Annotated in this window: 23 protein-coding genes and 1 tRNA gene; 14 read left to right on the top strand and 10 right to left on the bottom strand. The window is 62.8% G+C overall.

The genetic code is table 11. The features are described 5' to 3' along the window. Positions 1 to 132: 132 nt before the first annotated feature. The 4 genes from N554_RS0132490 (at position 133) to N554_RS0132505 (ending at position 4,748) form a co-directional block, all read left to right on the top strand. A complete protein-coding gene (locus N554_RS0132490) occupies positions 133 to 921 on the top strand; it encodes a bestrophin-like domain (RefSeq protein ID WP_029587248.1) in 789 nt (262 codons plus the stop codon). Positions 922 to 1,041: 120 nt separating this feature from the next. Then, positions 1,042 to 2,319 (top strand): MFS transporter, encoded by a 1,278-nt coding sequence (locus tag N554_RS0132495; protein ID WP_081851548.1) that lies wholly within the window; start codon positions 1,042 to 1,044, stop codon positions 2,317 to 2,319. Positions 2,320 to 2,417: 98 nt separating this feature from the next. Further along, positions 2,418 to 4,151 (top strand): patatin-like phospholipase family protein, encoded by a 1,734-nt coding sequence (locus N554_RS0132500; RefSeq protein WP_197033826.1) that lies wholly within the window; start codon positions 2,418 to 2,420, stop codon positions 4,149 to 4,151. 123 nt (positions 4,152 to 4,274) lie between these two features. Further along, positions 4,275 to 4,748 carry a cupredoxin domain-containing protein gene (locus tag N554_RS0132505; RefSeq protein ID WP_036054926.1) on the top strand — a complete coding sequence of 158 codons (474 nt, stop codon included), beginning with the start codon at positions 4,275 to 4,277 and terminating at the stop codon, positions 4,746 to 4,748. Between the two features lie 138 nt (positions 4,749 to 4,886). Here the strand turns inward: N554_RS0132505 and N554_RS0132510 are convergent, their stop codons facing one another. The 3 genes from N554_RS0132510 to N554_RS0132525 form a co-directional block, all read right to left on the bottom strand. After that, on the bottom strand, positions 4,887 to 6,101 hold the full coding sequence (locus N554_RS0132510; protein ID WP_029587252.1) for an MFS transporter: 1,215 nt from the start codon (positions 6,099 to 6,101) through the stop codon (positions 4,887 to 4,889). 183 nt (positions 6,102 to 6,284) lie between these two features. Further along, positions 6,285 to 6,701 carry a hypothetical protein gene (locus N554_RS0132515; RefSeq protein ID WP_245283791.1) on the bottom strand — a complete coding sequence of 139 codons (417 nt, stop codon included), beginning with the start codon at positions 6,699 to 6,701 and terminating at the stop codon, positions 6,285 to 6,287. A 628-nt stretch (positions 6,702 to 7,329) separates the two neighbouring features. Next, positions 7,330 to 7,405, bottom strand: a tRNA-Ile gene (locus tag N554_RS0132525). Between the two features lie 143 nt (positions 7,406 to 7,548). On the opposite strand from N554_RS0132525, the gene N554_RS0132535 reads away from it, so the two are divergent. Next, on the top strand, positions 7,549 to 7,761 hold the full coding sequence (locus N554_RS0132535; protein ID WP_029587255.1) for a DUF1328 family protein: 213 nt from the start codon (positions 7,549 to 7,551) through the stop codon (positions 7,759 to 7,761). Positions 7,762 to 7,877: 116 nt separating this feature from the next. Here the strand turns inward: N554_RS0132535 and N554_RS0132540 are convergent, their stop codons facing one another. Next, positions 7,878 to 8,855: a Bug family tripartite tricarboxylate transporter substrate binding protein gene (locus N554_RS0132540; protein WP_029587256.1), complete on the bottom strand. Its 978-nt coding sequence runs from the start codon at positions 8,853 to 8,855 to the stop codon at positions 7,878 to 7,880. A gap of 169 nt (positions 8,856 to 9,024) precedes the next feature. On the opposite strand from N554_RS0132540, the gene N554_RS0132545 reads away from it, so the two are divergent. After that, entirely contained in the window at positions 9,025 to 9,990 is a 966-nt protein-coding gene (locus N554_RS0132545) for a TAXI family TRAP transporter solute-binding subunit (protein ID WP_029587257.1), read from the top strand. Between the two features lie 183 nt (positions 9,991 to 10,173). On the opposite strand, the gene N554_RS0132550 is transcribed toward N554_RS0132545, so the two are convergent. Together N554_RS0132550 and N554_RS0132555 are read right to left on the bottom strand one after the other, a co-directional pair. Then, positions 10,174 to 11,355 carry an ABC transporter substrate-binding protein gene (locus N554_RS0132550; RefSeq protein WP_371259548.1) on the bottom strand — a complete coding sequence of 394 codons (1,182 nt, stop codon included), beginning with the start codon at positions 11,353 to 11,355 and terminating at the stop codon, positions 10,174 to 10,176. Between the two features lie 156 nt (positions 11,356 to 11,511). Further along, positions 11,512 to 12,405: a helix-turn-helix transcriptional regulator gene (locus tag N554_RS0132555; RefSeq protein ID WP_029587259.1), complete on the bottom strand. Its 894-nt coding sequence runs from the start codon at positions 12,403 to 12,405 to the stop codon at positions 11,512 to 11,514. 86 nt (positions 12,406 to 12,491) lie between these two features. Here N554_RS0132555 and N554_RS0132560 point away from each other — a divergent pair, with 86 nt between their 5' ends. Genes N554_RS0132560 through N554_RS0132570 form a run of 3 tightly spaced genes read left to right on the top strand, consistent with a single transcriptional unit; the run spans position 12,492 to position 14,768 of the window. Continuing rightward, positions 12,492 to 13,184 (top strand): ABC transporter permease, encoded by a 693-nt coding sequence (locus N554_RS0132560; protein ID WP_029587260.1) that lies wholly within the window; start codon positions 12,492 to 12,494, stop codon positions 13,182 to 13,184. A 2-nt stretch (positions 13,185 to 13,186) separates the two neighbouring features. After that, positions 13,187 to 13,909 carry an energy-coupling factor ABC transporter ATP-binding protein gene (locus N554_RS0132565; protein ID WP_029587261.1) on the top strand — a complete coding sequence of 241 codons (723 nt, stop codon included), beginning with the start codon at positions 13,187 to 13,189 and terminating at the stop codon, positions 13,907 to 13,909. 22 nt (positions 13,910 to 13,931) lie between these two features. Continuing rightward, positions 13,932 to 14,768: an ABC transporter substrate-binding protein gene (locus N554_RS0132570; RefSeq protein WP_029587262.1), complete on the top strand. Its 837-nt coding sequence runs from the start codon at positions 13,932 to 13,934 to the stop codon at positions 14,766 to 14,768. A 16-nt stretch (positions 14,769 to 14,784) separates the two neighbouring features. On the opposite strand, the gene N554_RS0132575 is transcribed toward N554_RS0132570, so the two are convergent. Then, positions 14,785 to 15,075 (bottom strand): hypothetical protein, encoded by a 291-nt coding sequence (locus N554_RS0132575; RefSeq protein WP_029587263.1) that lies wholly within the window; start codon positions 15,073 to 15,075, stop codon positions 14,785 to 14,787. Positions 15,076 to 15,188: 113 nt separating this feature from the next. Here N554_RS0132575 and N554_RS0132580 point away from each other — a divergent pair, with 113 nt between their 5' ends. Then, positions 15,189 to 16,301, top strand: coding sequence for a molybdopterin-binding protein (locus N554_RS0132580; protein WP_029587264.1), 1,113 nt, complete (start codon positions 15,189 to 15,191; stop codon positions 16,299 to 16,301). Between the two features lie 13 nt (positions 16,302 to 16,314). After that, positions 16,315 to 18,264 carry a molybdopterin biosynthesis protein gene (locus N554_RS0132585; protein ID WP_029587265.1) on the top strand — a complete coding sequence of 650 codons (1,950 nt, stop codon included), beginning with the start codon at positions 16,315 to 16,317 and terminating at the stop codon, positions 18,262 to 18,264. Between the two features lie 43 nt (positions 18,265 to 18,307). Here the strand turns inward: N554_RS0132585 and N554_RS0132590 are convergent, their stop codons facing one another. The 3 genes from N554_RS0132590 to fdhD are packed head-to-tail and all read right to left on the bottom strand — an operon-like array spanning position 18,308 to position 20,579. Further along, positions 18,308 to 19,045, bottom strand: a complete 738-nt coding sequence (locus tag N554_RS0132590) for an SDR family NAD(P)-dependent oxidoreductase (RefSeq protein WP_029587266.1) — start codon at positions 19,043 to 19,045, stop codon at positions 18,308 to 18,310. Between the two features lie 24 nt (positions 19,046 to 19,069). Then, entirely contained in the window at positions 19,070 to 19,699 is a 630-nt protein-coding gene (gene mobA, locus N554_RS0132595; protein WP_029587267.1) for a molybdenum cofactor guanylyltransferase MobA, read from the bottom strand. After that, complete coding sequence (fdhD, locus tag N554_RS0132600; protein ID WP_029587268.1) at positions 19,689 to 20,579, bottom strand: formate dehydrogenase accessory sulfurtransferase FdhD; 891 nt, start codon at positions 20,577 to 20,579, stop codon at positions 19,689 to 19,691. The genes mobA and fdhD overlap by 11 nt, the downstream gene beginning before the upstream one ends. A gap of 93 nt (positions 20,580 to 20,672) precedes the next feature. On the opposite strand from fdhD, the gene mobB reads away from it, so the two are divergent. From mobB to N554_RS0132615, 3 genes are read left to right on the top strand one after another with little or no spacing between them, the layout of a single operon-like run. Further along, complete coding sequence (gene mobB, locus N554_RS0132605; protein ID WP_029587269.1) at positions 20,673 to 21,206, top strand: molybdopterin-guanine dinucleotide biosynthesis protein B; 534 nt, start codon at positions 20,673 to 20,675, stop codon at positions 21,204 to 21,206. 1 nt (position 21,207) lies between these two features. Beyond that, positions 21,208 to 22,461 (top strand): molybdopterin molybdotransferase MoeA, encoded by a 1,254-nt coding sequence (glp, locus tag N554_RS0132610; RefSeq protein WP_029587270.1) that lies wholly within the window; start codon positions 21,208 to 21,210, stop codon positions 22,459 to 22,461. A gap of 60 nt (positions 22,462 to 22,521) precedes the next feature. Then, positions 22,522 to 22,758 (top strand): sulfurtransferase TusA family protein, encoded by a 237-nt coding sequence (locus tag N554_RS0132615; RefSeq protein ID WP_029587271.1) that lies wholly within the window; start codon positions 22,522 to 22,524, stop codon positions 22,756 to 22,758. Positions 22,759 to 22,861 lie beyond the last annotated feature (103 nt).

The raw sequence follows: 22,861 nt of genomic DNA on the forward strand, positions 1-22,861 counted from the left end.
GGCACTTTCCGGACTTGCGGTGATGTCCGACTTGAGTCCGGAATGCGCACCTAAGCGGACGTCCGTCGACCAGTCTGAATTTATGGGTTCACGCCCTTAAGTAAGATCAGCAGGCGGTACCGGAGGGCGGCAATGAGCGACTGGGTACACAATCTGCCGGTGCCGTTGATGGCGCTGGCTATCTTCGGCTTTACCTATCTGCTGGCGATAGCGAGTTTCGCAGCCGTTACGGTTCTCGCGACCGGAGAGCGGGCAAAATCGTTCAAGGCGATCTCTCCCGGCATGCTGCCGGTGCTGGGTATCATCTTCGGTCTGTTCGTTGCTTTCACTGCCGCACAGGTCTGGAATGACAATGATCGCGCCGGCACGACGGTGAGCCGCGAAGCCAGCGCGCTGCGAGCCGTTGTGCTTCTCAGTGCTGGCCTGCCTGCAGAGCAGGGGGACCGGTTGCGCGACCTGATCCGCGACCACGTTGAACACGCCGCGAAGGTGGAGTGGCCCATGATGGCGCGCCAGCAGGCTTCATTGAGGGAGGCTCCGGCCGCGCTCGCCGAGGCGCTGCAGCTCATGGTGTCGATGACTCCGCAGGGGCCGGGCCAAGAGACCGCGCAGCGCGAGATCGTTGCCGCACTGGGGTCCGCGCTGGATGCGCGCACGCAACGGATTATCGTCAGCCAAACAGAAGTCAATTCAGTCAAGTGGTGGTGCCTGTATCTGCAGGCGATATGCGAGTTGATCGTGATCGCCGCGGTTCACTGCGATAACCGGCTGGCGTCGGGGATCGCAATGGGGCTGTTCGCGACCGGCGTAGCCGCCTCTGCACTGCTGATCGCCGCTCACGATCGGCCATTCACCGGTCAAATTTCGATCGGGCCGGAGCCGCTTCTTCAAATCATGCCGGGCGCGCCCGTGAACCGGTGAGCCGCGCGCATCCTCCGCCGACGCCGCGTATCGCTTGCGCCGAGGCCGAGATGAAGGACGGGGTGCCGGCGGCACCGTGGGCTCTGCACCGTGCTGTATCTGCATGCCCAATATCGCGCCATGCCGCTTGACCCGAAGGCTGCGGGCGACGAAGTTGCGGCCGTGCACGCCCCCTCTGATCCATCTAGCGATTCGGCCGCATTCACCCCGGATTCCGGTCAGGCATGGGTGAGGCTGACGCTCGCGCTCATCATCGGCTCGATCGGCAGCGTCGGCATGTGGTCGGTCGTGGTCGTGCTGCCGGTGGTGCAGACCGAATTCGCCGCGACCCGCGGCGCCGTATCGTTGGCCTTTACCCTCACCATGCTCGGCTTCGGCCTTGGCGGTATCGTTACCGGCAAGATCACCGACCGCTTCGGTATCGTGGCGGCGATAGCACTCAGCATCATTTTTCTTGGCTCAGCTTACGTGCTCGCTGGTGTCTCCAGCACGCTGTGGCAATTCATTGCCGTGCATTGCCTGATCGGGCTGGGGACGTCGGCGACGTTCGGACCGCTGATGGCGGAGGCCTCGCACTGGTTCGAGCGCTATCGTGGGCTGGCGGTGACCATCGTCGCGAGCGGCAATTATGTCGGCGGCACGATCTGGCCGCCGCTGGTCAATTGGGGCGTGCAGTCTGCCGGCTGGCGCACCACCCATATCGCGATCGGCATTTTCTGTGCCCTAACGATGACGCTCGTGCTCGTCCTGCTGCGCGCCCAGATCGGCAAGGCGACGCAGCGAAGCCACGCGAACGCGGCGCCGCCGCGGGTTGATCTGCGGATCAGCACCAACACGCTGACGGTGCTGCTGTGCATCGCCAGCATTTCCTGTTGCGTGGCGATGGCGATGCCGCAGGTCCACATCGTCGCCTATTGCGGCGATCTCGGCTACGGCGTGGCGCGCGGCGCGGAGATGCTGTCGCTGATGATGGCATTCGGCATCATCAGCCGGATCGGATCGGGGCTGCTCGCCGACAAGATCGGCGGCATCCGCACTTTGCTGATCGGATCGGTGGCACAGGGCTTTGCGCTATTGTTCTATCTGTTTTTCGACGGCCTCACTTCGCTCTACATAATCTCGGCGATGTTCGGCCTGTTTCAGGGCGGCATCGTGCCGAGCTACGCCATTATCGTGCGCGAGGCGATGCCGGCGTCTGAGGCTGCGACCCGCGTCGGCATGGTGATTTTTGCTTCCGTGTTCGGGATGTCGTTCGGCGGTTGGGTGTCTGGTTTGATCTTCGACGCCACCGGCTCCTACGGAGCCGCGTTCCTGAACGGCCTGGGATGGAATGCGCTCAATGTCACCATCATGGTGGCGCTGTTGATCCGCTCCCGGCAGCGGCTCGCGCTGGCATAAGCGAGATTGTCAGCGCGAAGCTGGCCGCCGCTTCGATACTTTATCTTGAGCCCGCTGCAGTCCACTGTACCCTTCCTTCCATGCAAAGGGCCCTGACGATGGCCGATCAAGCGTCGCGATACGCAAGCCCTGAAAGGGTCTGCGACATTGTGTTGAAAGGCGGCATCACGAGCGGCGTGGTGTATCCGCTTGCTCTTGTTGCACTGGCCGAAAAGTACCGGTTTTCGAATATCGGCGGGACGTCGGCCGGCGCGATAGCCGCCGCGGCCGCGGCCGCAGCGGAGTATGGACGCCACACCGAACAAGCAGGCTTCGATCGAGTGGCCAGGATTCCCGATGAGGTGGGTCCCAACCTCCTCTCCATGTTCCAGCCGACGCCGGTTCTAAGACCGCTGTTCGATATTTTCATCGCCGCTTCGAAAGCGAAAACCGGGGCGGCGCGGGTGATCGCGGTCATCCGGGCGGCCGTCGGTGGTTATTGGCTAAGCGCCGTGCTCGGTCTCGTACCTGGTGCCATCGTCGTTGCGATCGCCCTGGCGTCCGGCGGCGCGGGGTTTGCAGCTTTCGGTCTTTTGCTGGCGCTGATCGGCCTTGTTGCCGGAGTTATCTGGCGGCTGTTGAAAGCGGCAAATACCGACCTCGTCGCCAACGATTTTGGCCTTTGTCCCGGCGTTCGCCAACCCTATTCCTCGGCGGATGGATTCACCGATTGGCTTGCGCGGCTGATCGATGAGGCAGCCGGAAACAAGACCGGCCGTCCGCTCACCTTTGGCGATTTGGCCGCGCCGCCCGGTGGCCGGCCGGCGATCCAGCTGGCCATGATGACGACCAGCCTGATGGAGCTGCGTCCCTATACTTTGCCGATAACGGAAGACCACCGCTTTGTTTTTGAAAGGAGCGAATGGGACCGGATCTTCCCGAGCGGCGTCATGGCATTTCTGTGCAGGGAATGCGCCCCGTTCGCCCCTCCCGCCGGCGAGGCCGGAGAATATTACTACTTCCCGGATCCGGCCCGGTTGCCGGTGATCGTCGGGGCCTGGATGAGTCTGAGCTTTCCGTTTCTGATTTCCGCGGTGCCGCTATGGCGTCGCGATTTCACGCTGTTGGATGAGGCCGAACGAAACAAGCTCAGACGATGCCTGTTCAGCGACGGTGGTCTATCGAGCAATTTTCCAATTCACTTTTTCGATCGGCTGCTGCCGAACACGCCAACATTCGCAATATCTCTCGATGACTACGACGCGAAGCGAAATCGCGACAGCGTCTGGCTTCCATCGAGCGCCGGCAGCGGAATCCAATTGCCCGTCCAGCCTTTTAACGGCCTGGGCGAATTTTTGATGCGGCTTTTGATGTCGGCGAAGGACTGGCAGGACAATCTGCAGAGCACGCTTCCCGGCTACAGGGAACGGATTGCGCATGTCGTGCTCAAATCGGAGGAGGGCGGACTCAATCTCGCCATGACCGAAGAGACCATCCGCAAGCTTGTCAATTACGGTGAGCAGGCCGGTGAGACGCTGCGCGACGAATTCGACTTGGATGGGCACCGATGGCGGCGCTTTCTGGTGGCGATGGCCCGGATGGAGGAAACGCTCGACGAAGTCGCGAAGGCTTATGAGGGGATGCCCGCAGGCTCCGAGGCATTCGGGGACTTCCTCATGCGTTACGCGACAGATCCGGAATCTTACAAACAGGACGCTACCAGAGTGCCCGAGATGCTGAAGCGGGGCGCGGAACTGGCGGCCGCCGGTGCGATCTGGCGCGCGAAACCTACGATCCGCGCGGGCAATATTCCGAAACCACCGACCAACCTTCGAATCACGCCAAAACCTTAAGCGACCGCGCAAGCTAGCAACCGGCGATGGAAAACGACTGGTCGGACATTTTGCAAATCATTCGCAATTGCAATATGGTCCCCGCCGTCCCGCCAGCCGGCGGTCCGACAGAAAGGTTTTTCCATGCGATTGCTCCATTCCCTGTCCGTCCTGGCGGCGCTCTGCGCGGCCCCCACCGCGGCCCAGACCGCGGGCAATCTCGCCGGCCAGGAGCCAATTGTGGTCACGGTCGAACTCGGCCGACCTGGTGAGCATGCCTTCGTGCCCAACAAGCTGCGCTTCGAGACCGGCAAGCTCTACAAACTTGTGCTGAAGAACCCGAGCAACGACCCGCATTATTTCACCTCGCACGCCTTCAGCCAGATGATCTTCACCCGCAAGGTCCAGGTCACCCAGTTGCGCGGCGACAAGACCGTCCCCTTGGCCGAGTTCAAGGGCGCGATCCGCGAGCTCGAGGTCTATCCAGGGCACTCGGCGGAATGGTGGTTCGTGCCGGTAGCGACCGGGCGGGTCACCGATCTGCGGTGCGGCATTTCCGGCAGCGACGGCAAGACCCACGCCGATCACGGCATGGTTGGCGAGATCGTCATTGAGTAACCGGCGCTGGGAGTAACCGGGGCTGGGAGTAACCGGCGCTGGCTGTCTGCTCCGCCGCTGCAACGCAGGGCGGACAGCCCGACCTAGTTTGTCATCAGCCTCAAGACAGTCGAGGCGTTCGGCGTCAACGCGCCGCCGTCAAGCGGCGGATACTTTGCTGATTTCGCCGCGCATGGCGAGCAGACCGAGAAGCGCCACCAGCGCGAAAACCAGGCCGGCGAAGAACGTGCCTGTCGGGCCTGAGAGGTCCCAGAGCGCTCCGGCGATCACGCTCGCCGCGAGCATCGCGACACCCGTCAGCAGATTGAAAAACCCGAAGGCGGTTCCGCGCAACTCGGGGGGCGACGCATCGGCAACCAAGGTGGCGAACAAGCCTTGCGTAAATCCCATATGCAGGCCCCACAGCGCGACGCCGAGCGCGACGCCGGCAAGGTTCGGCATCAGGGCCAGCGCGAGATCGGCGCCGGCCAACAACACCAATCCCGCCGCGAGCAATCCCTTGCGATTGAGCCGATCGGACAGCACCCCGGCGGGGTAGGCCGACAACGCATAGAAGACATTCATCCCGACCAGAACGGCGGGCACCCACATCACGCTCAGCCCGACATTCTGCGCGCGCAGGATCAGGAAGGCTTCGCTGAAACGGGCCAGCGTAAATGCGATGCCGACCATCACCACACGCCAGTAAACCGGCCCGAGGCGTTTGATCGCCTGCAGACTTAATGGATTTTCGGCCCGATGGAGATCTTGCGGCCGCCGCGGTTCCTCAACTGCGAAAAGGATCAGCGCCAGCGCCAGAAATGCCGGAACGACCGCGATCCAGAACACCGCCTTGAAATTATCTGCCGTCCACCACATCAGCCCGATGCCCAATAACGGACCGACAAAGGCTCCCACGGTATCGAGCGATTGGCGCAGGCCGAAGCTCGCGCCGCGCAGCTGAACCGGCGCGATGTCGGCGATCAGCGCATCACGCGGCGCGCCGCGAATACCCTTGCCGATGCGATCGACAAAGCGCGCGGCAAACAGCCAGCTCACCGTAGACGCCAGCGGGAACATCGGCTTGGTGAACGCCGCCAGCCCATAGCCTGCGGCTGCGAGAAGTTTGCGTTTGCCGAGCCAATCGGAGAGCGCGCCGGAAAATATCTTGGTGATCGACGCCGTGGCTTCGGCGATGCCCTCGATAAAGCCGACCGTCACCATCGAGGTGCCCATCACCGTCACCAGGTAGACCGGCAGCAGCGCATGGATCATCTCCGAGGAGATATCCATCAGCATCGATACGAAGCCCAGCACCCAGACCCCGCGCGGGATCAGGGCCAGTGAGTAGTTTGGCTTCGGAGCTGCTGTCACTTTCTGTCCTGTTAGACCTCAAGGCAAACCCGTCACCGGCGGGTGAACGAGGCTTCGGAAAGCGCATCCTGCTTCGCAATCAAAGACGGAGCAAATCCTGCAAAGCGCGTCGCGCCAGGCAGGATGCTGGCCCGGCGGGTTTCGAACCTGCAAGCAGACGTTACGAGGCTGGCGCTCGATGTATCAGCGGGCAATCACGCGCGATCCGAAAGGCCATTCGCGTTGGCCTTCCACCTGGCTCGCCCCGATTTCCCATCCTGCGCCAGCCCAGACCGCATCTACCGCGCCAAGCGCGCCTGTGGTGTCACGCACAAAAAATATGTTCGGAACGGCATTGGTCTGCAACGCGCCGTCTTCTCCGTTGGCCTGGAGTTTTAACAGACACCAGAGATCGGCCAGCCTGGTCTCATGGTGATCATCGAGTTCGGCAATGATTTGGGTGCTGGTCGATGCTCTGCTCAGAGCATAGGTGTGAAGCGTCGCTTCATCCGGGTCGTCTTCAACCTTGCCGGCGAAGCGGCGCATGAAAGTCGCACCAAGCCAGGAAATCCTGGCTTCGGCCGCCGGTGAAATGTTTTCTTTGAAATGTTCGCCGGCCACGAATCTTTCAGGGCCAGGAAGGGCGGATGTTGCCGGTGGATCGAATGGTTCCGCGGGGGTCTTGTGCCGGGAGCAGCTGACCCGGGGGCCTGGAACCAGCGCCTCGAGGCCGACGCGCGCGACTTGGTTTTCAAGCGCCGCGGAGCCGACGTTCCCGACAATAAAAAAGAGCAAGGTTGAGTAAAGGATTCGGCTTAACGGCTGGCGCATTTCCTGGTTTCCCTGAATTCGGTGGATGAAAACAAGGTAAACCGAGAATTGCTTATGTAAATCGATGAATTAACACTTGGTTAAGGATAGAAACTAAGTAAAATTACGATAGATATTTATATGAATACTTCTGAATACATCTTTATAATTTTTATTTTATTTAAAGAGATTGCGAATTTTGAAATTGAAGCCATTTGATTGACGGCCGACATCGATACGAGAGGGCTCGGCGCAAGCGAATGACCCGGCAGCCGGATTGCCTGATTGTCCGTGCAAATCCATTCCATACAGTTGCTCGGCGGCGACACGCCGCGAACGTTTCGCCTTCCTCGCTTCAATGGCGGGGATGATGCCGCTCCGAATCAACGCACCGTTTCGAATAGCGCGGCATTGGAGAAGTTACGCTCTCCAATTTTATTGGTGGGCCCGGCAGGACTCGAACCTGCAACCAGACCGTTATGAGCGGCCGGCTCTAACCATTGAGCTACAGGCCCCGCCGCTAGCTGTCGCTCGCGCGACCGCAACGGTGCCGACACCCCTTACAATGTGGCTGCCGATCCGGCAATGCACGTTCCGGAGGAGGAACTTTGCCATTCAGCCGGCGTTGGGGGCAGGGTTGAACGAGCGGAGGCGCGAGATGCTTCGCTGGGCTGTGATTTGTCTCGTGATCTCGCTGATCGCCGGCGTCCTTGGGCTGACCAATGTCTCGGTGTTCGCCAAGCGGCTATCGATAATTTTCTTCGCGCTGTTCTTCCTGGGCTTCCTCGCGCTCGTCGGCCTTGCCTATCTCGTCAGCTCCGCGGTGGTTCACAGCGAACTCGTGCCGGCGCTGGTCGCGGCGGGCGCGTAGCAACTCGTCATTGCCGGGCTTGATTCGGCAATCCATCTTCCTTTGAAAAAGTCATTACGAAGCGCGATGGATGCCCGGATCAAGTCCGGGCATGACACCGGATGCGCGGCTTTTGCCTAGTCCACCGAGACGCCTGCGAACTCCACCACCTTGCGCCATTTCTCGGTCTCATCAGCGACGAGCTTGCCGAACGCGGCTGGGGTCATCGGCTTCGGGATTCCGCCGATATCGCCGAGCCGCGCGACCAGCTTCGGATCCTTCAGCGCCTCGCCGACCGCCTTGTTGACAATGTCGACAATCTCCGGCGGCGTGCCCTTTGGCGCGGAGATGCCGTAGAATCCGACCGATTCAAATCCCGGCACGGTTTCGGCAACCGCGGGGATATCCAGCACGCCCGGCCAGCGCTGCGGGGAGGTGACGCCGAGCCCGCGCAGCGTGCCGCCGCGCACCTGTTCCAGCGCCAAAGGCAGGTTGTCGAAGATCACCTGCACCTTGTTGGAGATCAGATCGGGCATCGCGGCAGAGGAGCCCCGATAAGGCACGTGCGTCATCTCGACCTTGGTCAGCGCCTTGAACAATTCCGCCGACATATGCACGGACGTGCCGTTGCCCGAGGAGGCAAACGAGACCTTGCCGGGATTGGCCTTGCAGTAGTCGATGAACTCCTGAACGGTTTTGACCGGCAGCGATGTCGGAATCACCATCATGTTGGTCAGCTGCATGATGCTGGCGACCGGAACAGTGTCGCGGATGAAGTCGTAGGGCAGCTTTTTGTAAAGCGAGGTGCTGATGGCGTTGTTGGGCGCGACGAACAACAGCGTATAGCCATCCGGCGGCGAATTGATCGCGGCCGCGGCTGCGATATTGCCGCCGGAGCCGGCGCGATTTTCCACCACGAATTGCTGGCCGAAATGGTCCGACAGCCACTGGGCCATGATGCGCGCCACCGTATCGACCGGGCCGCCGGCGGTGAAGCCGATCAACCAGCGCACCGGGCGGTTCGGATAGTCGGCGGCGGATGACGGCGCAATGCCGGCCGCGAAGCTCAAAAGGCAGACCAAACCGAACATGGTCGCGCGCAAGCATGCCATCATCGTTTCCCCCTATCCTTGTGGTTGCTGCCGAACACGATCGACATAACCGAGCTTTTGAACGCTCGCCGCAGACATGCTTTCATACAAATCGGTATTTGCCTACATTGCCTTTCGGCGAATATCTCTGGACGGGTGTTTGCATTCGCAGTTTGGGGGGCCGAGGTCAGCCATGAACATCGCTCGTATCGTTGGCTTCGGCGTCCTGCTGGTGGCAGGTGGCGCTGCGGCGCAAGATGGAGGCAAAGCCATTCAGAAGACCGCGATCAGTCTCGGGACGGCCACGCCGGGCGGCGGCTTCCCGCTCTATGGCAACGCCTTTGCCGACGTCATGAATGAGGCCGATCCCACGCTTTCGATCGAGCCGCGCAATACCAAAGGCAGCAACGAGAATATTCCGCTGCTTGAGGCGGGAAGCCTGGATATCGCGCTGGTCGCCGGTGAGCCCGCCTATGAAGCCCTGATGGGCATCGGCCGGCCGCCGACCCGCCTGAAAATCCTGACCGCGATGTATTCGAGCCCCGGCATGTTCGTGGTGCGTGCCGACAGCCCGTACAAGACCATCCGCGATCTCATAGGCAAGCCGGTCGCGTTCGGCGCGCGCGGCTCCGGCCTTCCGATCCTGTCGCGCTATGTGCTCGACGGGCTCGGACTGAAGCAGGACGAGGATTTCCAATCCGTCTATCTCGATCGCGCCGGCGATGGACCGGCGATGGTGCTCGATGGACGCGTTGCAGCGCTGTGGGGCGCCGGTATCGGTTGGCCCGGATTTTCCGCCGTCGCCGCCAGCCCCGGCGGCGCCAGGTTCATCGCGCCGAATGCAGACGAGATCGCGCGGATCAGGGCGAAACATACATTCCTCAAGCCGCTCACCGTGCCGGCCGGCAGCTACCCAAACCAGAGCGCGCCGATCGATGCGCTGGGATCATGGAGTTTTGTTCTGGCGCGCGAGAGTCTGCCGGATGAGGTCGCCTATCGGCTGGCGCGAACGCTGCATGGTGTCGAAAGCGCGCTCTGCAAAAAGCTGCCGCAGGCCTGCGAAACCACCGCCGCCAATACCGTCACTGCTGCGCCGAGCGTTGAACTGATCCATCCGGGTGTGCTGCGCTACTTCCGCGAGATCGGGGTCGCGAAGTAATTTTCGCCTCGTCCCGGCCAAGCCAACCGGTCGGCGCAAAGCGCCGCCCGAGGACAGGCTCCGCGCGAGCCCGGACCCAACCACCGCTCTAGACTAAATTTTGCAAGAAGCTGGAGCACCAGCCTGCACAAACACGAACGTCAGTGGTTATAGGTCCCGGCGAACGCCGGGACGACGTTGGAATTATTTCTTGATCAAGGGACACGCCGGATCGGGCGGGCCGAACGCGTCCTCGCCCGAAATCTTCGCGAGGATCTTGTAATAGTCCCACGGATATTTTGACTCTTCCGGTTTCTTGACCTCGACCAGCATCAGGTCGTGGACCATCAGGTTGTCCTCGCGCAGCCTGCCGTTGCGGGCAAAGAAATCCTCGATCGGCTTCTCACGCATTTTCGTCGCCACCTTGAGCGGCTCATCGGTCGCGGTCTCCTTGATGGCATTGAGATAATACATGACCGACGAATAGACGCCGGCCTGCCACATCGTAGGCATCCGGTTCATCTTGGCGAAGTAACGCTTCGACCATTCGCGGGTCTTGTCGTCCATGTCCCAGTAGAACGAGGTCGTCAGCAATAGCCCCTGCGCGGCAGGAAGCCCGAGCGAATGAATGTCGGTGATGAGCGCGAGCAGCGCGGCCATCTGCTGGCCGCCTTTGAAGACGCCGAACTCGGCGGCGGTCTTGATCTCGTTCATGTTGTTCGGCGGCCCGGCAGCAATGCCGATGATCTTCGCCTTGGAGGCCTGCGCCTGCAGCACGAAGGATGACAGGTCGGGAGTGGCAAGTGGCGGGCGAACAGAGCCGAGCACCTTGCCGCCGTTCTTGGTGATGACGGTAGAAGCGTCCCTCTCAAGCGAGTGGCCGAACGCGTAGTCGTCGGTGATGAAGAACCAGCTGTCGCCGCCGCGCTTCACCACCGCCTTAGCAGTGCCGACCGCCAGCGCACGGGTATCGAACACCCACTGCATCGCATAGGGCGAGCAGAATTTTCCGTGGAAGTCCGCCGTGCCGGTGGAGTGAGTAATGAACAGCTTCTTCTTTTCGTTGGCGATGTTCTGCACCGCCAGGCCCACTGCCGACACCGGCACATCGACGATTAGATCGACTTGATCGACGTCGTACCAGCGCCGCGCAATACCGGCGCCGATATCGGGCTTGAGCTGATGATCGCCGACGATCACGCTGATCGGCTTGCCCAGCACCTTGCCGCCGAAATCGTCGACCGCCATTTGCGCCGCGGTAACGGAGCCCAGGCCAGTCGGTGTGGACGCCGGGCCGTTCATGTCGGTGAGAACGCCGATCTTGATCACATCGTCCGAGACCTGGTCACCCGAGACCTGGGCGAGCGCTGACGGCGGCGACACCATCGCGGCCGCGAATGCCCCGAGCATGGATATCTTTCGCGCTGAAATCACAGGTGTCCCCCCATTACCGTCACCGTTTTGCTTGACCGGGAGCTAAAGCTCGGCCGGCATGTGTTCCAGCAATTATGCCATAGCCGCCGTCAAACAAGGCGGCACGGCTCAGGCGGCGAAGCGGATTTGCCCGGCGGGTGTCGTGTCGTAGCCGGTGAGCTCGGCGGCGTGCTGCTTCAGCCGCTTCTGGCCGATAAAGCCGATCAGCGCCTGAATAGAGGGCCGGAAATAGGTGCGCTGCCGCATCAGCAAATCGAAATTCTCTAGGAGTAGCGGGACGAAATCGAGGCCCGCCGATTTTGCCGCGGCGCGCGTGGCGACGCCGCAATCTGCCTTGCCGGCGCGGATCGCGGCTGCAAGATCGGGACCGGTGAGACATGGCGGATCGAGCCGGCGCAGATCCCTGGGTCCGGCGCCGGCGCGGCTCAGCAGTACCTCGAGCAGCATTTGCGCACCGGCGCCGGGCTGCCTGACGGCCATTTTTGCGCCGGAGGCAAGGACATCGGACAGGCTACGCAGCTGGTTGGGATTGCCAGGGGCCAACACAAGCCCCTGTTCGCGCCGCGCCAGTCCGACCAGTACCGCATCATGGAGGCCCGGCATCGCGCGCGCCGCCGCGATGTTGCCGTCATCGGCCGAATCGGCAGAAATCGCGTCGCTGTGAAAATGGACGGCCGCGGCGATCACCTCGCCGCGCTGCAGACGCTCAACGCCGCGCGCGGTGCCCTCCGTGAGCGACGCAAGGCCGGAGCCGGATTCGCGCAACATCCATTCCAGGAGATCGTCCTGGCTGCCGCCGACGATCGGTGGCGGATCGGCGGCGATCATGCCGGCTGGTCGCGCCAGCCCCGAAAGCACCCAGAGGTCCAGTTCGTGACGCGGAAACAGCCACTTGCCCGCGACCTTGCTGCAGGGGATCGCACCTGAGGTCACGAGCTCATAGAGCTTGCGCTCGCCGAGCCGGACATATTCGGCAGCCTCGCTGGTGGTCAAAAGCTCCATCCTGCATCTGTATGCATATTTATGGTCTTGTTCAATCATTTGACAAATGATGGAATTCTTGCCGAACAAGGTGGGTGGAGGCGGCGATGTCGGACCAGTTCAGCGCCTGGCAACTGATCCTGAACGGCGATGCAGCGCTGTTTGCGATCGTGCGGCTTTCGCTGGCCGTCAGCCTGTCTGCGGTCGCGCTGGCTGCCCTTGCCGGCATGCCACTCGGCGCGCTGCTCGCACTGACCCGCTTTCCCGGGAGATCTGCCCTTGTGGTGGTGCTCAATGCGCTGATGGGGTTGCCGCCGGTGGTGGTCGGGCTTGCGGTTTATCTTCTGCTGTCGCGGTCCGGGCCGCTCGGCGAGATGGGCATTCTGTTCACGCCATCAGCCATGGTGATCGCCCAGACCATCCTGATCGCGCCGATCATCGCAGCGCTGACGCGCCAGACGGTCGAGGATCTCTGGGCCGAGTATCGCGACGAATTGACCGCGATGGATGTCAGCCCGGCCGGCCGGATGACGACGCTGTTGTGGGATGCGCGCTACAGCCTGCTCACCGCGTTGCTGGCGGGCTTCGGACGGGCCGCCGCGGAGGTCGGCGCTGTGATGATCGTCGGCGGCAATATCGACGGCTTTACCCGTACCATGACGACGGCGGTGGCGCTCGAAACTTCCAAGGGCAATCTGCCGCTGGCGATGGGACTGGGGCTCGTTCTTGTCGCCATCGTTCTTGCGATCAACGCGGCGGCATGGGGGACGCGCGTCTGGTCCGAGCGGCAGACGGGGTGATGATGCGGGCACCGTCGAGCGATCTCCCCCTTGTTCTCGATGGCGTCTCGCTGCAGGCCGGCGCCACTGCGATCCTCGACCGTCTCAGCGTGACGATTATGCCGGGGGCGCCGACGCTGATCGTCGGACCGAACGGCGCGGGGAAAACTACCTTGCTGCGGCTTTTGATGGGCCTCGCGCCGCCGTCGACAGGCCGCGTCACCTGGGGGGGCCGGACCGATAGCGCACTGCGGCGCCGCGCGATCCTGTTTCAACGCCCGGTGATGCTGCGAAGGACCGCTGCTGCCAACGTCGCTTATGCGCTGGCGCAGGCGGGCACGCCGCATAGACTGCGCGCGCAACGCGTTGCCGCATTGCTGGACCGCGTCGGGCTTTCAAATCTGGCGCAGCGGCCGGCGCGCCGGCTCTCGGGCGGCGAACAGCAGCGGTTGGCGCTGGCGCGGGCGCTGGCGCGCGATCCGGAGATTCTGCTGCTCGACGAGCCCACCGCCAATCTCGATCCGGCCGCGACGCGCGGTGTCGAGGAGATCGTTCTGAAGGCGGCGCAGTCCGGCATCAAGATCGTGATGGCGTCGCACGATCTCGGCCAAGTGCGCCGGCTCGCGGGTGACGTCATTTTTCTGGTTCGCGGCGCGCTGTGCGAGCAGGGTCGGGCCACCGATTTTCTCGACCACCCAACGACACCGGAAGCCGCCGCCTTCTTGCGCGGCGATCTCGTGATTTAAATCATCTGAACAGGAGAGAGCCATGCCGAGCCGTTTCTTATTCCTAGCGTTGGTGCTTGGTGTCAGCGCAGCCGTAACCAACTTTACACCAGCGGTCGCACAGGATCGATCGATCGTCGTGGCGTCGACAACATCGACGCAGGATTCGGGGCTGTTCGGCTATCTGCTGCCGCTGTTCAAGGCCAAGGCGGGCATCGACGTAAAGGTGATCGCGCAAGGAACCGGGCAGGCGCTCGACACCGCGCGGCGCGGCGATGCCGACGTGGTGTTCGTCCACGCCAAGCCGCAGGAGGAGAAATTCCTCGCCGAAGGTTTTGGCATGAAGCGTTTTGACGTGATGTACAACGACTTCGTGCTGATCGGGCCGAAGAGCGATCCGGCCGGCGTCAGGGGCAAGGACATCGAGACCGCGCTGAAAGCGATCCAGAGCAAGGCCGCGCCATTCGTGTCGCGCGGCGACAAATCGGGCACCCACTCCGCCGAACTCGCGCTCTGGAAGCAGGCCGGTATCGATATCGCCACTGCGAAAGGCCCCTGGTATCGCGAGATCGGGCAGGGCATGGGCGCCGCGCTCAATACCGCTGCCGCGATGAATGGCTATGTGCTGGCCGACCGCGGCACCTGGATATCGTTCAAGAACCGCGGCGATCTAGAGATCGTCGTCGAAGGCGACAAGCGGCTGTTCAATCAATATGGCGTTATGCTCGTGAACCCCGAGAAGTTTCCCTCGGTGAAAAAAGAACTCGGCCAGAGCTTTATCGATTGGCTCATTTCGGCGGAAGGCCAGGCTGCGATCGCCGGCTACAAGATCGATGGCCAGCAGCTGTTTTTCCCCAACGCCGAGAAGAAAGCTTCCTGACCGGTCAGGGGATCGACTATTTGGGCGTCGTATCGGGCGGACAGTCTTTCTGCACCAACATCGGCTTGCCGTCGCTTTGAACCGTTGGTGCAGCCGAGCTCTTTTCGCCTTCAGCGTCAGGCAGGATGGCGCTTTTTTCCATCGCCATGGATGTGTCGGCCGCCTTGCCAGCGCTGCCAGTGGTCGTGTTTGATGGGGCATTGCAACCGGTCTCGGGCTTTTCGCTCGCGGGCGCGTTGCTCTGTGATAGCGCTGGTGTTGCGGCAAACAATCCTGCAATAGCTGCGGCGATGAAGCGACCGTGCATTTTGAGCCTCTGTGCCAAAGGGTTAAGCGAATTGAATCCAAACGTTCGGGTGCCGCGATTGTTCCTGTCAGTCGGCTGCTTGCGCGGTGCCCTGTGATCCGGCACTCGACGCAATGATTCAGCGTTTGAATATTGCGCTGACCCCGCTCGACGCCGCGCTCGCGGCGCTAGTGGATGGACTTGCCCCGGTGGCGCCGGTTGAGCTTCCGCTCACGGGTGCGTTGGGCTGCGTTGCCGCCGATATGCCGCCGCTCAAAGCCCGCCCGCCCTGCGACATAGCCGCGGCCGATGGCTGGGCGTTACGCGCCCGCGATCTCGTCGGCGCGTCATCCTATTCACCGCTGCCATTGGCGACACCGCCGGTCTGGGTCGAAGCCGGCGACGCGATCCCCGAAGCGTGCGACTGTGTGGTCGATTCCGATTCCGTCGACGCGACAGGTCGGATGTTCCAGGTCTTGGCGGAAGCGATACCGGGGCAGGGTCTTCGCCGGATCGGCGGCGATATCGCCGAGGGTTCTGTCATCGCCTCCGGGCAGCGCATTCGCCCGCTCGATCTCTTGATCGCGCGGGCGGCGGGGTTGGAGAAGCTGAGTGTACGTCGGCCGTGCCTGCGCGTCGTCACTATTCCCGCTGCAACGGGCCATACGGCGACGGCACAGCTGATTTCAGAGAACGCGCGGGCGACGGGGGCCACTGTTGTCCTCGTCGAGGCCGAGGGGCGCGATGCGGCATCAATCGCGAGGGCCGCGGAAACCGGCGCGTGCGACATGCTGGTCACGGTCGGCGGCAGCGGCGTCGGCCGCACCGACGCGGCGATCGCCGCGTTGGCCCAGCGCGGCGAGGTTATCGCCCATGGCATCGCGTTGCAGCCGGGCCGAACCTCTGCCGTCGCCAGGACTGGAAAAATTCCGGTCATCGCGCTGCCGGGCGCACCGGATCAGGCGCTCGCGGTGTGGTGGACGCTTGTGCTTCCCGTGCTGGACCGACTATCGTCGCTGCGGCCGCGACAGCCGATGACCCTGCCGCTGGCGCGCAAGATTGCCTCCAGCGTCGGCATCGCGGAAATCGTTCTGCTCGAAAAAATCGAGCAGGCGTGGATGCCGCTCTCTATCGGCGATATGCCGCTCGAGACAATCGCCTGCGCCGATGCCTGGATTGTAGTCCCCGGCGGCAGCGAAGGTTTTGCTGCGGGCACGCCGGTCGATGCCTATATGTTGCGGGACTGATATGGCTTCCGACATGACCAATGCGCGTTCTCCCAAAGACCGTGGCAGCGTGGATCAGGACCAGTTCCTGACCATCCTCTCGCGCGAAGACGCCTCGGCGCGCTTCGAAGCCGCGCTGTTCCCGCGCGCGATCCCGAGCGAGCAGCGGCTGCTCTCCGACGCGCTCGGCTGCGCTCTGGCCGAGGATATCGTGGCGCCGATCGACGTGCCGCCGTTCGATCGTTCCAATGTCGACGGCTTTGCGGTGCGCTCCGCCGATCTGGCCTCCGCCACCGAAGCGACGCCGGTCCGCATCATGCTGAACGACGAAGTGATCGCCTGCGGCACCGCGCCGACGCGGCCGGTGCTGTCGGGCACCGCCACTTCCATCGCGACCGGCGGTCCGGTGCCGCGCGGCGCTGACGCCATCGTCATGGTCGAGCATACCCAACCGGCGGGACCGCGCGCGATCGAGATTCGCCGCGCCGCCTCGCCCGGGCAGTTCGTGTCCTATGCCGGTTCCGACATTGCGCGCGGCGAGGCGCTATTGCGCGCCGGCACCATGATCGGCTCGCGCGAGATCGGCATGTGTGCCGCCTGCGGGATCGCGCGAATTCCCGTGGCGCGCCGGCCGCGCGTTGCCGTGATCTCCACCGGCGACGAACTGGTTCAACCGGGTCAGCCGCTGTGGCCTGCGGCCATCTACGACACCAATGGCGCGATCGTCGCATCGGCCGTGAACGAAAACGGCGGCGACGCGGTGTTTCTCGGCGCCATTGCCGACGACGAGGAACAGCTAGAGGCCGCGATGCGCAAGGCGCTCCAGGCCAGCGACATGCTGGTCCTGTCAGGCGGCACCTCGAAGGGCGCGGGCGACGTATCGCATCGCATCATCGCGCGGCTCGGCAAGCCAGGCATTATCGCCCATGGCGTCGCATTGAAACCGGGCAAGCCGCTGTGCCTTGCGGTCTGCGACGGCAAGCCGGTGGTGATCCTGCCGGGATTTCCGACTTCCGCGATGTTCACCTTCCACGACATGATCGTGCCGGTGCTGCGACGCATGGCCGGGCTGCCGCCGCGCTCCGATGCGAAGGTCACCGCTAAAGTGCCGGTGCGGATCGCCTCAGAACTCGGCCGCACCGAATTCGTCATGGTGTCGCTGGTCGAAGGCGATCAGGGCCTGATCGCCTATCCCTCCGGCAAGGGCTCCGGCGCGATCACTTCGTTTGCACAGGCCGACGGCTTTTTGCGAATCGATGCGCTGGCCGATCAGATGCCGGCCGGCACCGAGGCCGAGGTCACGCTGTTCACGCCGCACGTGCGGGTGCCAGATCTCGTGATTGTCGGCAGTCACTGCACCGGGCTCGATCTGGTGACGGCGCCGCTGGCGCGCGCGGGTCTGTCGGTGCGCTCGATAGCGGTGGGCAGCCTCGGCGGGTTGGCGGCGGCGCGGCGCGGCGAGTGCGATTTCGCGCCGATCCATCTGTTTGATGAGGCGACCGAAAGCTACAACACACCATTCCTGATGGCCGGACTTGAACTGGTGCAGGGCTGGCGGCGGATGCAGGGTATCGTGTTTCGTGTCGGCGACGCGCGTTTCGAAGGCTTGAATGCGCAGGACGCGGTGGCCGCGGCGCTCGCCGACGCCAGCTGCATTATGGTCAACCGCAACCAGGGCGCTGGCACTCGCATCCTGATAGACCGGCTGCTTGGAGAAGCGCGTCCCGACGGTTACTGGAATCAGCCGCGCTCGCATAACGCGGTGGCCGCCGCCGTGGCGCAGCATCGCGCCGACTGGGGCCTGACCATCGCGCCGGTCGCGCATGCCGCCGGCCTGGGCTTTATTCCGCTGGCCGAAGAGCATTATGATTTCGCGCTGGTCACGGCACGAAAACAGCGCCCCGCCGTGCAGGCATTTCTCGAAGCGCTGGCGTCCGAGGAAAGCCGCGCCGCGCTTGAGCGGGCGGGATTCAGGCCGGCGTGATCGTGCGTCAGCCCCATTGATCATCAAGAGCCGGCGTGGCCCGTCAATTGAATGCCATGCCACCGTTCAAAGCGATTGTTTGGCCGGTCATGTAGTCGTTTTCCAGAACCATTAGCACCGCCTTTGCTACTTCGTTTGGACACCCCATGCGACCAAGCGGGATATTGCGTGCCAGATCGGACCGGCCCCGCATCATGTCGGTTTCGATCAGCGAGGGCGCCACCGCATTGACCGTAATGCCTTCCTTGACCAGCCGCGCCGCATAGCCGCGAGTTAGACCCTCCATGCCGGCCTTTGAGGCGTTGTAGTGAACACCGATAGCGCCGGGGCCACGCGCGGCGCCCGACGAGATATTGACGATGCGGCCCCACTTGTTCGCGCGCATCGCCGGGAGCACGGCTTGTGTGCAGAGAAAAGCTGATTTCAGGTTCACCGCGATCGTCTGGTCGAAATCGCTTTCGGTCAGGTCATCAATGCCGCGCACCATTGCCGTGCCCGCGTTGTTGACGAGAATGTCGATCGGACCCAGCGCTAAGGCGACGTGATCAACCATTTTGGCGACGGCGGCAGCCTGCGATACGTCGGCTGCGATGGTCATCGCACGGCCACCGATTTCCTTGATCTTCGCTGCGACCGCCTCAGCTTCATCGGCGCGTTCGCGATAGTTGACCGCGACAGCGGCGCCGGTTTCGGCGAGCGCGGCGGCAATCGCCGCTCCGATGCCGCGAGACGCGCCTGTTACCAGCGCAATGTGGCCCGTCAAATCCGCTCTATTGGTCATGATCGAAGTCCCTGCTGCCGTGCTTCAACCTCCATCCAACGCCGCCAGCCGCTCCGCCTCCGCGATGTCGTCCATGGTATTGGCGTTGAAGAACGGATCGAGCGGCTCCACCGGCCACGTCACGGTCGCGAGCCGGTAACGCGCGGTCCAGCTGTCGATCTTGCGGATGTCTTCCACGACAAGCGCGTGGCGAAGCTCCTCGCGTAAGCCAACGCTCCACAATCCGATCACCGGATGCGATTGTCCGTCGGAGGCGGCGACCGCAAGCTGTGCGTTCTGTTCCGTGCGTGCGCGATGCAGGCGTGCGACGAGATCGCGTGGCAGGAACGGACAGTCCGCAGCCCCGCTCAGCACCCAGGAGACGTCAGGCCGGTTGGCGGCGGTCCAGTCGAGGGCGGCGAGAATGCCGGCAAGCGGTCCCGGAAAATCTGCAACGGTATCGGCGATCACAGGCAGCCCGAACGCCGCGAAGCGTGCCGGATCACCATTGGCGTTGAGAATGAGCCCGTCGCATTGCGGCGTTAACCGCGCGATCACACGCTCAAGGATGGTGCGGCCGCCAATCTGGCGCATCGGCTTGTCGCCGCCACCCATTCGCCGCGCCAGGCCGCCGGCCAGCAATACAGCGGGTGTCGCCGGAAATTCACTCGTCACGCTCGCCGCCCTTGCGCTTGTGGCGGGCAGATTCGTCTTCGACGAAAGCAAGGTTCTGATCGTAGATAATCCGCTCCTCTCCCGACAGCGCGATGAACCGCTTTCCCCGCGCGCGCCCGACCAGCGTCAACCCGACCTGCCGCGCCAGATCGACGCCCCAGGCGGTGAAACCCGAACGCGAAACCAGGATGGGAATTCCCATCCGCACCGTCTTGATCACCATCTCGGAAGTCAGCCGTCCCGTGGTGTAGAGAATCTTGTCGGCGGGATCGACGCCGTGGCGATAGATCCAGCCTGCGATCTTGTCGACGGCATTATGGCGGCCGACGTCTTCGGTGTAGCAGATCGGCGTGCCTTCCTTGCACAGCACGCAGCCGTGGATCGCGCCAGCCTCGAGATAGAGCGATGGCATGGTATTGATTGCGTGCGTCATCTGATAGAGCCAGGACGTACGCAGCTCCGCTTGCGGCAGCGCGACGCTTTCCACGGCTTCCAAGAGATCGCCGAACGCCGTTCCCTGCGCGCAGCCCGAAGTCTGCGTGCGCTTCTTCAGCTTCTGCTCGAAATTGGTGTGGTGCTCGGTGCGCACGACCACCACCTGCAAGTCGTCGTCATATTCGACCTCGGTGACAACGTCGTCGTATTTCAGCATGTTCTGGTTGAGTAGATAGCCGAGCGCGAGATATTCCGGGTAATCGCCGATCGTCATCATGGTGACGATCTCCTGCGCGTTCAGATAAAGCGTCAACGGCCGCTCCACCGGAACGTTGATCTCGACCGCTGCCCCGGTCTGGTCGGTCCCGGCGACACGTTCGGTCAACCGCGGATCTTGCGGATTCGGGAGGATCAGAGGGACGGGCGCTTTGTCGATCTTCATCATCATTCGCAGGCTAGCATGACATTGCTTGCTAGCCGATATAAAGCACCTGAGGATAAAACATAGCCCGGTTCCGCCGGCGGCTCGGAGATTAGGATGAAAGTGATTGGCCTGGCGGGATGGAGCGGGGCCGGCAAGACGACGCTGCTGACGCGCATCATTCCGCATCTACTAAAGCAAGACCTGCGCGTTTCCGTCATAAAGCACGCCCACCACAATTTCGATGTGGACGTGCCGGGTAAGGATTCCTGGGTGCATCGGCAGTCGGGCGCCACGGAAGTGCTGGTGTCCTCGGGCAAGCGATGGGCTTTGATGCATGAATTGCGCGGCGCCAGCGAGCCGAGGCTGCCGGACTTGCTGGCCAAGATGTCGCCGGTCGACCTTGTGATTGTCGAAGGATTTAAGTCCGAGCCGCATCGCAAGATCGAGGTGCACCGCGCCGCCAACGGCAAGGCGATGCTGTTTCCCGACGATCCCGGTATTGCCGGCATCGCGACCGACACGGCCGTTGAAACCACACTCCCCGTGGCCCATCTCGATGACATCCCCGCCATCGCCGCTATGATGCAGAAGTCCGCGATCTCGGTCGAAGACGTGCTGGCGCGACGCGTACCGAAACCTGAGTGGTGAAATGGCTCAGTTGTCCGACGATTGCTTTGCCTTTGGCGGGCCGATGATGTCGGTCGATGAAGCCGTCCACATCATCGCGGCGCGGGTAACCGCGGTGCATGAGACCGAAACGGTTTCGCTCGCGGAGGCCGATGGGCGCGTTCTTGCAAGCGATATTTCCGCTCCTCTGCCGCTGCCCCCCTTCACCAATTCCGCCGTCGATGGGTATGCCGTGCGCAGTGGCGATCTTCCGCAACAGGAAGCGGCGTTTCCCATCGCCGGGCGTGTTCAGGCCGGGGCGTCGGCGCGAGAGCCGATCAAGCCGGGTCACGCCATCAGAATCTTCACCGGGGCGCCGATGCCTGATGGAGCCGACACGGTGTTCATGCAGGAAGATGTGCGTGTCGACGAGAACCACAGGGTTGTTCTCCCGGCCGGCTTGAAACCCGGCGCCAATGTACGGCCGGCCGGCGAAGATATTCCTGGTGGCTTTCCGGCGCTCAAATCAGGCCAGCGGCTGCGGCCGCAGGATGTCGCGCTGGCGGCTGCGTTCGGCCTGACGCGTGTCGCTGTGCGCAGGCGCATCCGCGTCGCGGTGTTCTCGACCGGCAACGAACTGGTATCGCCGGGGGCGCCGCGCGCCGCCGCGCAACAGTTCGATTCCAATCGCTTCATGTTGATGGCGATGCTGGCGCGCCTTGGCTGCGAGGTCAGCGATCTCGGCATTTTGCGCGACGAACGCGCTTCGCTGGCTCGCGGCCTGAAGAAAGTCGCCGGCGACTACGACCTGATCCTGACCACCGGCGGCGTTTCGACCGGCGAAGAGGACCACGTCAAGGCTAGCGTCGAAGATATCGGGACCCTCGTGCTATGGCGGATAGCGATCAAGCCCGGACGTCCCGTCGCCATGGGAATTATCGGCGGCACACCCTTCATCGGATTACCGGGGAATCCGGTGGCGAGTTTTGTGACCTTTGTTCATGTGGTGCGGCCGACAGTTCTGGCGCTGGCAGGCGCCACACAACGGCCCCTGATTCCGATGCCGGTTCGCGCCGCTTTCGCCTACAAAAAGAAAATTGCCCGCCGTGAATATGTGCGGGTCAGTCTGCGTAAGACCGACGATGGGGTGCTCGAGGCGGTCAAATTTCCGCGTGAGGGCGCAGGATTGCTGTCGTCGCTGGTGGACACCGACGGACTGGTCGAGCTTGGCGAGGAAATCACGCAGGTCCAACCGGGCCAGACCGTTGGATTTTTGGCCTATGCGGACCTCCTCTGAAAATCGCCGGTTTGGCGATGTCCGTTGACGAGGTGAGCCCGCTTCGCCATCTATGGGCGCATGACCACGACGAAACTCGATCTCACCGGTCTCAAATGTCCGTTGCCTGCACTGAAGACCCGAAAGGCGCTGAAGGCCCTGACGCCTGGCGCCTTTTTGGAGGTTCACTGCACCGATCCCCTGTCGGTGATCGATATCCCCAACCTGATCCGGGAAACCGGCGACAAGGTCGAGATCACTGAGCGCGCGGAGCATGGCATCGTGTTCCTGATCGAAAAAGTCGATGGAGCGGCGTGAGGCGCGCCCGGTGCGGTTCCTCTGGAATTTGCACCAAAAAGCCAGACCTACCTGCCGCGGCTTACTTTTTTCTTGGCATATGGTATGCCACGGACTAGCATTG

Origin of the sequence: Bradyrhizobium sp. URHD0069, from assembly GCF_000701345.1 — a bacterium.
GTDB lineage: Bacteria > Pseudomonadota > Alphaproteobacteria > Rhizobiales > Xanthobacteraceae > Bradyrhizobium.